The organism is Streptomyces sp. NPDC102360 (assembly GCF_044766085.1).
GTDB lineage: Bacteria > Actinomycetota > Actinomycetes > Streptomycetales > Streptomycetaceae > Streptomyces.
Window position 1 is genome coordinate 1 of the sequence record NZ_JBIWLG010000021.1, and the last position, 14,236, is coordinate 14,236.

12 protein-coding genes are annotated in these 14,236 nt (G+C 71.3%); 6 read left to right on the forward strand and 6 right to left on the reverse strand.

Going from position 1 to position 14,236, the window contains the following annotated elements; genetic code table 11:
* The first annotated feature begins 235 nt into the window (after positions 1 to 235).
* Both ACIRHA_RS41360 and ACIRHA_RS41365 read left to right on the forward strand, forming a co-directional pair.
* The gene (locus tag ACIRHA_RS41360) at positions 236 to 2,980 is read left to right on the forward strand and encodes an alpha/beta fold hydrolase (RefSeq protein WP_403856733.1); all 2,745 of its coding nucleotides are present in this window, start codon (positions 236 to 238) and stop codon (positions 2,978 to 2,980) included.
* A complete protein-coding gene (locus tag ACIRHA_RS41365; protein WP_403856735.1) occupies positions 2,977 to 3,879 on the forward strand; it encodes an ABC transporter permease in 903 nt (300 codons plus the stop codon). Before ACIRHA_RS41360 ends, ACIRHA_RS41365 begins: the two co-directional genes overlap by 4 nt.
* Positions 3,880 to 4,070: 191 nt before the next feature.
* On the opposite strand, the gene ACIRHA_RS41370 is transcribed toward ACIRHA_RS41365, so the two are convergent.
* Both ACIRHA_RS41370 and ACIRHA_RS41375 read right to left on the reverse strand, forming a co-directional pair.
* Positions 4,071 to 5,291 carry an acyl-CoA dehydrogenase family protein gene (locus ACIRHA_RS41370; protein ID WP_403856737.1) on the reverse strand — a complete coding sequence of 407 codons (1,221 nt, stop codon included), beginning with the start codon at positions 5,289 to 5,291 and terminating at the stop codon, positions 4,071 to 4,073.
* Positions 5,292 to 5,298: 7 nt separating this feature from the next.
* Positions 5,299 to 5,766, reverse strand: a complete 468-nt coding sequence (locus ACIRHA_RS41375; RefSeq protein ID WP_403856739.1) for an SCP2 sterol-binding domain-containing protein — start codon at positions 5,764 to 5,766, stop codon at positions 5,299 to 5,301.
* A gap of 174 nt (positions 5,767 to 5,940) precedes the next feature.
* Here ACIRHA_RS41375 and ACIRHA_RS41380 point away from each other — a divergent pair, with 174 nt between their 5' ends.
* The 3 genes from ACIRHA_RS41380 to ACIRHA_RS41390 all read left to right on the forward strand — a co-directional run bounded on the left by ACIRHA_RS41380 (position 5,941) and on the right by ACIRHA_RS41390 (position 9,675).
* Positions 5,941 to 6,555 (forward strand): TetR/AcrR family transcriptional regulator, encoded by a 615-nt coding sequence (locus tag ACIRHA_RS41380; protein WP_403856944.1) that lies wholly within the window; start codon positions 5,941 to 5,943, stop codon positions 6,553 to 6,555.
* 165 nt (positions 6,556 to 6,720) lie between these two features.
* Positions 6,721 to 8,652 carry an AMP-dependent synthetase/ligase gene (locus ACIRHA_RS41385; RefSeq protein ID WP_403856741.1) on the forward strand — a complete coding sequence of 644 codons (1,932 nt, stop codon included), beginning with the start codon at positions 6,721 to 6,723 and terminating at the stop codon, positions 8,650 to 8,652.
* Between the two features lie 114 nt (positions 8,653 to 8,766).
* Entirely contained in the window at positions 8,767 to 9,675 is a 909-nt protein-coding gene (locus ACIRHA_RS41390) for an SPFH domain-containing protein (RefSeq protein ID WP_403856743.1), read from the forward strand.
* 55 nt (positions 9,676 to 9,730) lie between these two features.
* Here the strand turns inward: ACIRHA_RS41390 and ACIRHA_RS41395 are convergent, their stop codons facing one another.
* The 4 genes from ACIRHA_RS41395 to ACIRHA_RS41410 form a co-directional block, all read right to left on the reverse strand.
* Entirely contained in the window at positions 9,731 to 10,519 is a 789-nt protein-coding gene (locus ACIRHA_RS41395; RefSeq protein WP_403856746.1) for an ABC transporter permease, read from the reverse strand.
* On the reverse strand, positions 10,516 to 11,523 hold the full coding sequence (locus tag ACIRHA_RS41400; protein ID WP_403856749.1) for an ATP-binding cassette domain-containing protein: 1,008 nt from the start codon (positions 11,521 to 11,523) through the stop codon (positions 10,516 to 10,518). The genes ACIRHA_RS41395 and ACIRHA_RS41400 overlap by 4 nt, the downstream gene beginning before the upstream one ends.
* A gap of 126 nt (positions 11,524 to 11,649) precedes the next feature.
* Positions 11,650 to 12,492, reverse strand: a complete 843-nt coding sequence (locus tag ACIRHA_RS41405; RefSeq protein WP_403856752.1) for a DUF4097 family beta strand repeat-containing protein — start codon at positions 12,490 to 12,492, stop codon at positions 11,650 to 11,652.
* Between the two features lie 81 nt (positions 12,493 to 12,573).
* Positions 12,574 to 13,086: a toxin-antitoxin system HicB family antitoxin gene (locus ACIRHA_RS41410; protein ID WP_403856755.1), complete on the reverse strand. Its 513-nt coding sequence runs from the start codon at positions 13,084 to 13,086 to the stop codon at positions 12,574 to 12,576.
* A 188-nt stretch (positions 13,087 to 13,274) separates the two neighbouring features.
* On the opposite strand from ACIRHA_RS41410, the gene ACIRHA_RS41415 reads away from it, so the two are divergent.
* Positions 13,275 to 14,051: a LamG domain-containing protein gene (locus ACIRHA_RS41415; protein WP_403856758.1), complete on the forward strand. Its 777-nt coding sequence runs from the start codon at positions 13,275 to 13,277 to the stop codon at positions 14,049 to 14,051.
* The last annotated feature ends 185 nt before the right edge of the window (positions 14,052 to 14,236 follow it).

Below are 14,236 nucleotides of genomic sequence, written 5' to 3' on the forward strand. Positions count from 1 at the left end.
GCCCCGCCGGCGTTTGAGGCGCGGGGTCCGGGGCGGAGCCCCGATCTTTCCAGCCCCTGCGGCGATTGAGCAGCGGGGTCCGGGGCGGAGCCCCGTGGCGTGGGGGCGGACGAGCCGCGCGGGCGGCCGTACCACGGATGCGGTACGCGGCGAGCGCACCGTACGCCGCAGGGAGGTCGACGGCCTCCGACCACCGGATGCGGTGGTTGTCAGCGGTGGCGCCTACCGTTGACGCATGTCTTTTCGACGGCGCGCGTGGCGCGAACGGGTCCGCGGATGGCCGCGACGGTGGATCGCCGTCGCGGCCACCCTCGTGGTGCTCGCGGGAGCGGGTACGTGGACGGGCCTCTCGGCCACCGCGGCATCGGGCTCCGACGAAGCATCCGCCGTACACCGGCAGGACCGGATGATGCCGATGGGCGGCGGGGTGCGCATCGACACCTCGTACTTCACCTCGGGTGACCCGTCCCACAAGCGGCCCGCGATCCTGCTCACGCACGGCTTCGGCGGCAGCAAGGCCGACGTCCGCGCCGAGGCGCAGAAGCTCGCCGCCCACGGGTACGCGGTCATGACCTGGTCGTCCCGCGGCTTCGGCAGGTCCGGCGGCAAGATCGGCCTGAACGACCCGAAGCACGAGGTCGCCGACGTCTCCCGCATGATCGACTGGCTCGCGACCCGTCCCGAGGTGGAGCTCGACAAGCCGGGCGACCCGCGCGTGGGCGTCACCGGAGCCTCGTACGGCGGAGCGGTCTCGCTGCTCGCGGCGGGCCACGACAAGCGGGTCGACGCGATCGCCCCGCAGATCACGTACTGGAACCTCGCGGACGCGCTGTTCCCCGACGGGGTCTTCAAGAAGCTGTGGGCCGGCGCCTTCTTCACCTCCGGATCCGCGCAGCTCGGCACGCGCACCAGCGAGGCCGGGCTCGCCTGCGGCCGCTTCGAGAAGAAGCTGTGCGACATGTACCAGCGCGTCGCCGTCTCCGGGAAGCCGGACGCCGCGGCCCGCAAGCTCCTGGAGGAGCGCAGCCCGTCCGCCGTAGGCGACCGCATCAAGGTCCCCACGTTCATCGCCCAGGGCCAGACGGACTCGCTCTTCCCCCTCGGGCAGGCCGACGAGATAGCGCGCCACGTGAAGGCGAACGGCGCGCCGGTCCAGGTGGACTGGCTGAACGGCGGGCACGACGGCGGCGACATGGAGCTCGACCGGCTCCACGCGCGCGTGACGTCCTGGTTCGACCGCTACCTGAAGGACGAGAACGTCGACACGGGCCCCGCGTTCCGCGTCACCCGCACCGGCGGCGTCGACTCCACGGACGGCGCGGCCACACTGCGCGGCGCGAGCGGCGACCTGTACCCGGGCCTGCGCGGCGAGCGGCGCACGGCGGTGCCGCTGAAGTCGGCCACCGAGACCTTCCAGAACCCGCCGGGCGGCGGACCGCCGTCGATCTCCTCGGTGCCGGGCCTCGGCAAGGTGTCGAACCTGTCGACGTCGCTGGGCGTCGGCTTCTCCCTCGAGTACCCCGGCCAGTTCGCGCGCTTCGACTCGGCGCCGCTGAAGAAGCCGGTGCGCATCACCGGCTCCCCGACGGTCACCGCGCACGTGAAGTCCTCCACCGGCACGGCCGTGCTGTTCGCGAAGGTGTACGACTCCGGGCCCGACGGGACGCGTCAGGTGCTGCCCTCGCAGCTGGTGACGCCGGTCAAGGTGACCGGTGCGGACGGCGCGGGCAAGGACGTGAGGATCACGCTCCCGGCCATCGACCACGACGTGCAGAAGTGCCACAAGCTGCGGCTCGTACTCTCCGCGACCGACCTCGGCTACGCGTCGCCGAACGAGCCCGCGACGTACCGGGTATCCGTGCACGACAGCCTGAGCGTGCCCACCGCCCCCGACGTGAAGACGGCGGCCACGCCGCTGCCCGCATGGGTGTGGTGGCTGCCGGCCGGGGCGCTCGCCGTCGCGGCGGCGCTGCTCCTCACGGCCCGGCGCCGGACGACGGCGCCCGCGCCCGACCCGGCGCTCGCCGAGGTCCCGCTCCAGATCACGGACCTCAGTAAGAAGTACGCGGGCTCCACGGACCGGTACGCGGTGCGCGACCTGTCCTTCCGCGTCGAGCAGGGCCAGGTCCTCGGCCTCCTCGGTCCGAACGGCGCGGGCAAGACCACGACGCTGCGCATGCTCATGGGCCTCATCCGGCCCGACGAGGGCGGGATCCGGGTCTTCGGCCACGCGATCAGGCCGGGCTCCCCCGTGCTGTCCAGGGTCGGTGCCTTCGTCGAGGGCGCGGGCTTCCTGCCGCACCTGTCCGGCCGGGAGAACCTGGAGCTGTACTGGAAGGCGACCGGCCGCCCGGCCGGGGACGCGCACCTCGACGAGGCCCTGGAGATCGCGGGCCTCGGCGACGCCCTCGCCCGCGCGGTGCGCACGTACTCGCAGGGCATGCGCCAGCGCCTCGCGATCGCCCAGGCCATGCTCGGCCTCCCGGACCTGCTCATCCTCGACGAGCCGACGAACGGTCTCGACCCGCCGCAGATCCGCGAGATGCGCGAGGTGATGATCCGCTACGCGCGCGAAGGACGCACGGTCATCGTCTCCAGCCACCTCCTCGCCGAGGTCGAGCAGACCTGCACGCACCTCGTGGTGATGGACCGCGGCCGGCTCGTCCAGGCGGGCCCCGTCGCGGACATCGTCGGCTCCGGCGACACGCTGCTCGTCGGCGTCGCGGGCGAGGTCTCCGACGCGCTCGTGGAGAAGGTGGGCGGACTCGCGGACGTGGCATCGGTGGTGCGGGTCGACGACGGCCTGCTCGTCCGCCTCATACCGGAACCCGACCTCGACCCCGACCCGGCCACCGGTTCCGACCCGGCCGCCCGCCTCGTCGCGGAGCTGGTGCGGCTCGACGTACCGGTGCGCTCCCTCGGCCCGCACCGGCGCCTTGAGGACGCGTTCCTGACCCTGATCGGAGGGACCCCGGCATGACGACGACCGGAGCGGGCACCGAAGCGCAGGGCGCGCCCGAACGCACCCAACTCGCCCACGGCTACCGCCCTGCCCGCACCCTCCCGCTGCGCGTGGAGCTCGTACGGCAGGTGAAGCGGCGGCGCACGCTCGTGATGGGCGCGGTCCTGGCACTGCTCCCGTTCGTGCTCGTCGCCGCGTTCGCGATCGGCGGGGAGCCGGGTGCCGGCGGAGGCGACGGCGGCCAGCGCGTGAACCTGATGGACACCGCCACCGCGTCGGCGGCGAACTTCGCGGCGGTGAGCCTGTTCGTGTCCGCCGGGTTCCTGCTGGTCGTCCCGGTGGCCCTGTTCTTCGGCGACACCGTCGCCTCCGAGGCGAACTGGTCGAGCCTGCGCTATCTGCTGGCCGCGCCGGTGCCGCGGGCCCGCCTGCTGTGGTCCAAGCTGGCCGTCGCGTTCGGGCTCAGCCTCGCCGCGATGCTGCTGCTCCCGCTGGTCGCGCTCGGGGTCGGCGCGGTGGCGTACGGCTGGGGTCCGCTGGACATACCGACCGGCGGGGCGCTGCCGGCGGGCACGGCGGTGCAGCGGCTGCTGCTGGTCGTCGCGTTCATCTTCGTGTCCCAACTGGTCACGGCGGGGCTCGCGTTCTGGCTGTCCACGAAGACGGACAACCCGCTGGGCGCGGTCGGCGGCGCGGTCTTCCTGACCATCGTCGGCAATGTCCTCGACGCGGTCACCGCGCTCGGGGACTGGCGCGACTTCCTGCCCGCGCACTGGCAGTTCGCCTGGGCGGACGCGATTCAGGCGCAGCCCGAATGGGGCGGGATGATCCAGGGGGCGTCGGTGTCCGTGGCGTACGCGGTGGTGCTGTTCGCGCTGGCGTTCCGTGGGTTCGCGCGCAAGGACGTGGTGTCGTAGGCCCGTTCCTGCTGCCGCACCGGCGTTGCGGTCGCGGGGCTCCGCCCCGGACCCCGCGCCTCAATCGCCGGCGGGGCTTGAATTGCCCGGACCTCGCGCCTCGAACGCCGGCGGGGCTTGAATTGCCCGCGCCCCGCGCCTCAAACGCCGGCGAGACTGGGAAAGCCTCGCCGACGGGGCTGGAAAGCCTCTCAGCGGATCTGGCGCCCGGAAATGGCTCGTGCGATCACGAGGCGCTGGATCTCGCTCGTGCCCTCGAAGATGGTGTAGATCTTCGCGTCGCGGTACATCCGCTCCACCGGGTGCTCCCGGCTGTAGCCGGCGCCGCCGAGGACCTGGATCGCCTTCTCGGAGGCCGTCACCGCGAGTTCGCCCGCGCGGAGCTTGGACATCGAACCCTGGCCCGCGTCGAAGACCTTGTCGTTGCGGGCCATCCAGGACGCCTGCCAGATGAGGAGGCGGCACGCCTCGATCTCCGTGCGCAGGTCGGCGAGGGCGAACGCGATCGCCTGGTTCTCGACGATGGGGCGGCCGAACGCCTCCCGCTCGCCCGCGTAGTCGAGCGCGTACTCGTACGCGGCGCGCGCGATCCCGAGCGCCTGCGCGCCCACCGTCGGGCGGCTGACCTCGAAGGTCGACATCGCGGCCTGGCCCCGCCCGCCGGACGAGCGCGTTCCCTCACGGGCCCGTGCGAGGCGCGCGTCCAGCTTCTCCTTGCCGCCGAGCAGGCAGTGTCCCGGTACGCGGACGTCGTCGAGGAAGACATCGGCCGTGTGGGAGGCCCGTAGGCCCAACTTCCTTATCTTCTTCGCGCCTTCGAGGCCCGGCGTCCCCGGCGGCACGATGAACGCCGCCTGTCCGCGCGAGCCGAGCTCCGGGTCGACGGAGGCGACGACGACGTGCACGTTCGCGATGCCGCCGTTGGTGATCCAGGCCTTCTGGCCGGACAGGACCCATTCGTCCTTCGCCCCGTCGTAGCGGGCGCGCGTGCGCATCGCGGCGACGTCCGAGCCCGCCTGCGGCTCGGACACGCAGAAGGCGGCCACCTTGGGGTCGTCCTCGTCGCCGTAGCACTGCGGCACCCACTCGGCGAGCTGGTCGGGCGTGCCGGAGGAGAAGATCCCGGCGACCGCGAGCGAGGTGCCGAAGAGGGCCATGCCGATGCCGGCGTCGCCCCAGAACAACTCCTCGTTGGCTATCTGGAGGGAGATGCCGCTCGGGTCGCCGAACATCTCGGCGAGGGACTCGAATCCGTAGAGGCCGATCTTCGCGGCCTCCTGGATCACCGGCCAGGGGGTCTCCTCGCGTTCGTCCCACTCGGCGGCCGCCGGGCGGACGACGTCGGCGGCGAAACCGTGCACCCAATCGCGCAAGTCGGTCTGTTCTTCGGTCAGTTCCAGAGAGAAGGGCACAGCGCCATCACGCCTTGGGAATATCGAAGTAGCGGGTCAGGCCGGAGGCGAGCGCCACATCGCCCGCGATCTTCACCTTGCGCATCATGAACATCGTGACGGGCGAGGAGTTGCCCGAGACCAGCTTGAGGAAGTCGGCGTCGCCCATGATGAGCGTGACGCGCGGCTCCGCGTCCGAGCGGCCCTCGGTGACCGTGCAGGTGCCCTTCGAGATCCTTGTCTCGTAGACCACCTCGGGGACCTCGTCCTGGCCGGTGACCTTCCAGCGGATGAGCGCTTCGAGCGAGCCCGCGACGTCGGGCTTGAACTGCCGCTCCATGCGCCCGAAGACCTCCTTGAGGACGCGGGTGCGCAACTCCTCGTCCTGCGCGATCCGGCCGATCTCCTTCGCGGAGAGCCCCTTCACGATCCGCGCGAACTCCTCGGGCGTGACGCTCGCGAAGTCGAGCGCCGCGATCTCCTCGGCACCGCTCATGGACCCACTCTCCTTGTTCCTCGGCGCGTTGTTCCTTGTCGCGCGTTCCTTATTGCGAACTTACCGCTTAGTAAGTTTACTGATTGGTAAGGTTACGGCGACGTAGATAGGCTGGCAAGGGTGACGGGCACATCGGGAGCGGCTCAAGGGCGTACGGCGGCGCGCAGGAAGCGCATGCCGCGCCAGATGCGCGAGCAGCAGATCATCGACGTGGGTGTGCGGGTCTTCGCCAGGCGCGGCTACCACGCCGCGTCCGTGGACGAGATCGCCGAACTCGCCGGTATCTCCAAGCCGATGGTGTACCTGTATCTGGAATCCAAGGAGGGGCTCTTCCTCGCGTGTCTGCGGAGGGAGGCCGGGCGGCTCGTCGGCGCCTTCCAGGAGGCCGCGCGGGGTGCGGGGGCCGCGCCCGAACTGCGGCTGCACGCCGGGCTCTCGGCGTTCTTCGCGTTCGTCGCCGAGCACCGCGACAGCTGGGTCGTGCTGCACCGGCAGGCGTCCGAGCTGAGCGAGGCGATCGCCGCGGCCGTGGCCGACGCGCGGCGCGCGGTCATGGCCGAGGTGGCCGGACTCATCAGGGACGGCATCTCCGACAGTGGCCGCGGCTCCCAACTGGGCGATGAGGACGCCGACTTCGTCGCGCACGCTCTCGTGGGCGCCGCCGACTCGCTCACCGACTGGATGGAGCGCAACCCCGGCCAGTCCCCGGAGGGCATCACGCTGCGCCTGATGAACATGGTGTGGGTGGGGATGCGGGACGTGCTCGACGGCGAGGTCTGGGCCCCGTAGTCGCTCGCGGGCGCCCCTGTGGGGCTGTTGGTCGGTGTCGATTCGTACCCGGCCCTCGGTACCGATTCGTACCCGGCCATTGAATTTTTATTACGCGTAGGTAAGTTGACTCCCCAGTAAGTACGAGTAAGTAGGAGTCGGGCAGCCGCGCACACGGGAGCCGTCATGGGCGTACGCAAGGATCTGAAGCGGGCCGGGACCCGCGGCGACCTGGCCGACCGCGTCAAGGTCGAACTGGTCAGGGGCGAGCACGGGGCCGTGCGCGAGGCGCGCGTCGCGGCGCTCGCCGAGCCGCCGAAGGACGGGTCCACGCCCGCCGACATCCCGTTCGTCAACGCCGAGGAAGAGCCGAACGCCGTCGTCGTACGGCGGAAGGAGGGTGATCAGTGGCGGCCGGTCACCGCCGTCGCGTTCGCCCGTGAGGTGACCGCCACCGCCAAGGGGTTGATCGCGGCGGGCCTCGAACCGGGCGGCCGCGTCGCCCTGATGTCGCGCACCCGCTACGAGTGGCAGGTGCTCGACTTCGCGATCTGGGCCGCCGGTGGTCAGACCGTGCCCATCTACGCGACGTCCGCGCCCGAGCAGATCGAGTGGATCGTGCGGGACTCCGGCGCGACGATGCTGATCGTCGAGACCCCGGAGAACGCCGCCGCGGCCGAGGAGGCCGTCGCCGCCCTGCCCGAGGCCGACCGGCCCGGCATCCGTCAGCTCGACGGCGGCGCCGTGCTCGAACTCGCCGCCCTGGGCGCCGCCGTGGCCGATGACGAGGTCGTCAAGCGGCGGGCCGCGCTCACCCCCGACACCATCGCGACCGTCTGCTACACCTCCGGCACGACGGGGCGGCCCAAGGGCTGCGTCCTCACGCACGGCAATCTGTACGCCGAGGCCGCGAACACCGTCGAACTGCTGCACCCCATCTTCAAGGCGATCACCGGGCAGTCCGCGTCGACGCTGCTGTTCCTGCCCCTCGCGCACATCCTGGGGCGGACGATCCAGGTCGCGTGCATGCTCGCCCGGATCGAGCTCGGGCACTGCCCGAGCATCAAGCCCGACGAGCTGCGGCCCGAACTCCGTTCGTTCCGGCCGACGTTCGTGGTCGGCGTGCCGTATCTCTTCGAGAAGATCCACGACACCGGGCGCGCGACGGCCGAGAAGCTCGGGCGCGGCTCGTCCTTCGACCGCGCCGACCGGATCGCGGTGCGATTCGCCGAGGCCCACCTGGAGCGCTTCCTGGACGGGGGCAAGGGCCCGGGGTTCGGTCTGACCCTCGCCGCCGGGCTCTACGACCTGCTCGTCTATCGGCGCGTACGCAAGGAACTCGGCGGCCGGCTCCGCTACGCGATCAGCGGCGGCTCGCCGCTGGACCGCAATCTGAATCTGTTCTTCTACGCCGCCGGGGTCATGATCTACGAGGGCTACGGCCTCACGGAGACCACGGCCGCCGCCACGATCACCCCGCCCCTGAAGCCCCGCCCCGGCACCGTGGGCCTGCCCGTGCCCGGCAGCGCCATCCGGATCGCGGACGACGGCGAGGTGCTCATCAAGGGCGGCATCGTCTTCGGCGCGTACTGGAACAACCAGGCCGCGACCGATCAAGTCCTCGACGAGGAAGGGTGGTTCGCGACCGGCGACCTGGGGGAGCTGGACGGCGACGGCTATCTGCGGATCACCGGACGCAAGAAAGACATCCTCGTCACCAGCGGCGGCAAGAACGTCTCGCCCGCCGTCCTGGAGGACCGGCTGCGCAGCCGCTCGCCCATCGGCCAGTGCATCGTCGTCGGCGACAACCGCTCGTACGTGGGTGCCGTGATCACCCTGGAGCCGGAGTCCGTCGCGCACTGGCTGAGCGTCCGCAAGATGCCCGCCGACACCCCGATGTCCGAGGTGATCCGCGACCCGCGGATCGTCGAGGACGTCCAAAAGGCCGTCGACTATGCCAACGAGGCCGTCTCGCGCGCCGAGTCGATACGCAAATTCACGCTGGTGGAAGGCGAGTTCACCGAGGAGAACGGGCTGCTCACGCCCTCCCTGAAGATCAAGCGGCAGGCCGTCACGGCCACGTACGAGCGGGAGATCGAGGAGCTCTACGGCGGCTGAGGCCGCGACCCCGGTGACGTACGGCCATGGCGGCCTTGAATTCCGGCATTTCTGGCCTATTACCGCATAACGTGAGTGTGGCGAGGTCGTGTTCACGGAAGTTCGGGAGGGCCGATGGGGCAGCGTGACGAGGTCGTCGAGCGGGCGGGGTGGTCGCTGCCCGGCTGGCTGGGCGCGGCGGCAGGGGTGCTGGCGCTCGCGGGCGCGCTGTACGGGTGCCGGCTGCTCGGCTGGATCCCGGACACGGTCACCGACTTCCTCGGGCCCGGCGCTCCGGCGCGCGGCGACGACGCCGTCCAAGCGGCGCGGGGCGCGGGCGTCGCGGGCTGCGGGGTGCTCGCCGTCCTGGCCTTCGGCGGCCTGACCCGGTGCAGGTCGGGGGACGCGCTCGGGCTGAGCCTCTTCGGCCGCTACCGGGGGACCGTGCGGCGTACAGGCCTGCGCTGGGTCAACCCGCTCGTGCTGCGCCGCCGGGTCGACGTACGGCTGCGGCACTGGCGCGGCGAGCCGCTGCCCGCGGTCGACGCGGACGGGATGGCGCTGCGCGTCGAGACCCTGGTGGTGTGGCGGGTGCGGGACACCGCGCGGGCCCTGTTCGCCGTGCAGGACCACGACGCGTATCTGCGCGGACAGATCGAGGCGGCGTTCGCCCGGGTGTTCTCGCGGCTGCCGCCCGGTGCCTTCCACGAATCCGCGCCGACCCTGCGCGACCCGGAGGCCGTCGGCGCCGAGCTCGCCCAGGTGCTGACCGAGGAGTGCGCGGCGATCGGCGTCGAGGTGCTCGCGGTGCGCCCGACGCGCATCGAGTACGCGCCGGAGGTCGCCGACGCGATGCACCGCCGCCGGATCGCGGCGCTCGACGCGCGGCAGCGGGCGGGCGTGCTCGCCGGCGTCGTCGACTCGGTGGAGGACACGCTCGAACGGCTGACGGGACGTGGCCTCGTGGAGCTGGACGAGTATGAACGGAACGCACTGGTAAGGGACTTGACGGTGGCGTTCGCGCGCGGCGAATCGGGGACCTGAGGGCACGTGGAAGTGGGGGCTCCGGCGCGGAGCCCCCACTGTGTCAACCGCCCGGTCAGCGCTCGGTGTTGACGTTGTACAGCTTGCGCGACCAGACGTAGCCGACGACGGTGATCGCGGCGCACCAGGCGAGCGAGATCCACCCGTCGTTCCCGATCGCGGAACCGGTGAGCAGCCCGCGCAGCGTCTCGGTCATCGGCGTGAACGGCTGGTGCTCGGCGAACCAGCGCAGACCCGGCGCCATCGACTCGGCCGGCACGAACGCGGAGCCGAGGAACGGCAGGAACTGGATGAGCAGCGGCTTGTTGCTCGCCGACTCGACCGTCTTGGACTTCAGTCCGAGCGCCGCGGCCAGCCAGGTGATCGCGAACGTGATCGCGACGAGCAGCCCCGCCGCGGCCAGCCACTCGACCGGGTTCGCGTCGGGCCGGAAGCCGAGCGCGATGGCCACGGCCACGACGAGCACCAGGCTCACCATCGTCGTGAGGACGCTGCCGATGACATGGCCGGTCATGAACGACGAGCGCGTGATGTTCATGGTGCGGAAGCGGTTGATGATGCCCTCGGTCATGTCCTGGCAGACCGCGATCGAGGTCGACATGGCCCCGGCCGCGACGCCCATGATCACGATCCCGGGCGTCAGATACTCCAGATACGCGTCCCGGCCCGCGCCCCCCGACATCGAGTCCCCGAAGGCGAACACGAAGAGCACCAGCATCAGGATCGGCATCATGGACGCGCCGAGCGAGACCATCGGATAGCGCAGGGCGTGCTTGATGTTGCGCCGCGTCATCGTCATCGAATCGTGCACGGCGTACGTGAGGGTGCTCGTAGCGGTACTCATCGCAGGGTCTCCTTGACGTGCAGCGGGTTGGCGTCGGTGCCGTCGCCGGTCAGGGCGAGGAACACGTCGTCGAGGTCGGGGGTGTGCACGGAGAAGTCGGCGGCCTGGACGCCGGTGGCGTCCAGCCGGTCGAACAGGGTGCGCAGAGCGGCCAGATCGCCGTCGCCCGCGATCCGCAGCGCGAGCTCCTGGTCGTCACGGGCCGAACCGGGGAAGGCCTCGGCCGCCCGCTCGTACTCGGCCCAGTCGTTGAACCGAAGCCGCACATGGCTGCCGGGGATCTGCGCCTTGAGCTCGTCGGCGGTGCCCTCGGCGACGATCCGGCCACCGTCGAGCACGGCGATCCGGTCGGCCAACTGGTCGGCCTCTTCCAGGTATTGGGTGGTCAGGAAGACGGTGACGCCGCCGGCGACCAGGGTCCGCACGGTCTCCCACATGGTGCGGCGGCTGCGCGGGTCGAGCCCGGTCGTCGGCTCGTCGAGGAAGATCACCTCCGGGTCGCCGACGAGCGTCATGGCGAGGTCGAGGCGGCGCCGCATGCCGCCGGAGAAGGTGGCCGCGCGATTGCCGGCGACATCCGCGATGCCGAACCGTTCGAGGAGTTCCTTGGCCCGCGCCTTGCCCTCGCGCTTGCCGAGCCGCAGCAGGTCGGCCATGAGGAGCAGGTTCTCCTCTGCGGTGAGCATGTTGTCGAGCGCGGCGAACTGTCCGGTGACACCGATCGCGGCGCGGACCCCGTCCGGCGACCCGGCGACGTCGTGCCCGGCCACCTGCGCCTGGCCGCCGTCGGCGTCGACGAGTGTGGACAGGATTCTTACGGTCGTCGTCTTCCCGGCGCCGTTCGGCCCGAGGAGGGCGAAGACGGAGCCGGCGGGGATGCTCAGGTCGATGCCGTCGAGCACGGTCTTGTCGCCGTAGGACTTGCGCAGGCCGACGGTGGAGACGGCGAGCGGGACGTGTCCGCTGCCGCGGGGGATGGGTGTGGACATGACAGGTGAAGGCATGGGGCCCTCCGGTGTGAGGGAGCGGGGTGCTGGATGTCGGTGAAGTGCCGTGGCGCGTACCGGCGTTACGGTCTCGGGGCTCCGCCCCGGGCCCCGCGCCTCAAACGCCGGCGGGGCTTGATGGGCTCAGACTTTGGCGCGGCGAATGTCGATGTTGCCCCACTTGGTGCGGGCGCGGACCTTGACGGAATCCTCGGACTCCGAGGGTGCGTCGGACGCGGTGAGGGTGTTGCGGACCAGGCCGTTGTCGGCGTCGGCGTCGAGCCAGGCGGCGGTGCCCTCGCGGATGCCGACCTCGATGGCGCCGAAGTTGGTCTCCAGCTGGATGGCGCCGCGAGCGACGTCGAGCACCCGCAGGGCGCCGTGCGCGGTGGTGGCGGCGACCGAGCTCTCGGCGCGGCCGATCTCGATGTCCCCGTGCGCGCCGTTCACCCGCAGATCGCCGGTCACGGCGTCGACCATCGTGGTGCCGTGCGCGTTCTTCAGTACAGCGTGACCGTCGACGAGGCCGACCCGTACGTTGCTGGAGCTGGCGGTGATCTCGGCCATGCCCTCGACCCGGTCCACGCGGATGGATCCGTGCGCCGACTTGAGGCGCAGCGGCCCCGTGGTGTCGAGGCGGAAGTCGCCGCCCGAGGTCTTCACGTCGACCTTGCCGAGCCGGCCCTCGCCGGTCACGTGGGTCCAGGAGCCGGTGAGGTCGACGGCCGAGCCGGTGGGCAACTCGACCGTGACGTTCACGATCCCGCTGGGGCCGATCATGCGGCGCTCCGTCGTCCTGACGGTGAGGACACCGCCCGCGTACGAGACCTCCGTCTGCTCGGCGGCCTTGACGTCCTTGCCGCGCTTCGGGTTGCCGGGCCGCACCTCGACGACGGTGTCGGGGCGATCGCTCGCGGTGAACTGGATGGAACCGGCGCCCACATGGGCGTTGACCGAAATGGCCTCGGGGGTCTCGTAAGTAGGCATGGCTGTCCCGTCCTCCTGGCTCGATGGGGCGTCCCCGCTGGTGGGACGTGGTGTGCCGTTCTGCTGGGGGCAGGGGTGCGGTTAGCGCACCCAGCCCGTGAAGCTCTGTCCGACGGTGCGGCTCTTCTCCGGTGTGCGGGGTGCCGCGCCGCCGTCGACCGAGGCGGAGACGGCGCGCACCAGCCACGCGTTGACCGAGAGGCCCTCGCGGCTCGCGGCCTCCTCGGCGCGGGCCTTGAGGTGGGCCGGCAGGCGCAGGTTGACGCGGGCGGTGCCGCCTTCGTCGGCCTCGGGTACGGGCGACACGGCGGGTGCCTGAAGGGGCTCGGCGGGTGCTGCCGGGGTGTCGCGCGGCTGGGGTGTCACCACGAACTCGGGGTCGAGCCCCCGCAGCCGTACGTCGACCGAACCGGGCGCCAGGTCGCGGGTGATCTCGTCCATGGCGGCGGAGAGCACGTTGAGCATCGTGAGCCGGGTGGCCGACTCCAGCGGAGCGGTGAGCCGCTCGGCCAGCTCGCGTGCTTCGTCCCCGCCGGCTTCGGCGGCCACCGCGAGTTCGCGGTGCAGGTTGTCGACGTAGGGCGTGAGGTCCATGACGTCATAGTGGCACCACTATGGCGCCACGCGCAAGTGTTATGGCGCCAAGCGGTGCCAAGTGGTGCCAAGCGGTGCCACATGACGCCGAGGTGGCGTCACGTGAAGGTTGCGTGCATGTTGAACCATTCTCGTCTCCGGTACGTGATCATCGGAGACACATTTATGCCGTACCCCTGAGGAAATTCATGACGCGCAGATGGGCGCTTATCACCACGATCGCCGTATTGGCCGTCGCCCTGGGCTTCGTCGCCTTCCAGATGGTGCGCAGCGGCCAGGGCTCGGAGAAGGCGCAGGCCGACGAGAAACCCGCCGCGTCGTCGAGCCCGAGCGCCACCGCCGAGTCCCTCGACGGCCTCGGATGGTGGCCGCTGCACCGGTCTGGCACCGCGAAGGTCGGTGAGCACGACGCCGTGTTCGGCGACGGCGTGAAGTGGACCGAAGGCCCCGAGGGCGGCGCCCTCCAGCTCAACGGCACCAGCGGATACGCCAACACCAACACCCGCCTCGACACCGCGGGCAAGGACTACTCCGTCGCCGCGCGCGTGCGCCTCACCGACCGGGACCTGAAGGGCATGCACACGGCGCTGTCCCAGGACGGCGACAAGAACAGCGCGTTCTTCCTCCAGTACTCCGGCCAGGACCAGAACTTCGCCTTCAGTTTCCCCGGCGCCCGTACCGTCGCCGAGTCGTCCGAGGCACCGCGGCCCGACCGCTGGTACCACCTGACCGGCACGTACAGTCAGAAGGACCACCGGATGCGGATCTACGTGGATGGCAAGCCCGCTGGAACCAGGGTCGCTTCCAGCGGCGTCAAGCCCACGGGCAGCGTGATGATCGGACGCGGCAAGTTCGGCGGGAAGGCCACCGACTACTGGAACGGTGACATCGCCGATGTGCATGTCTACGACCGCGAGTTGACGTCCCGTGAGGTGAGCACGCTCTCCTCGCACGAACCGGGCTGACAGGCGCCGAGACGCCGAACGTCACCGCCGCCGCGGGGGGGGCGGGGGGCCCCCCCCCCCCCCCCCCCCCCCCCCGGGCCGGGGGGGGGGGGGGGGCGCCCCCCCGGGGGGGGGGGGGGGGGGGCGCCCCGGGGGGGGGGGGGGGCCCCCCCCCCATCTTTCCAGCCCCGCCGGCGTTTGAGGCG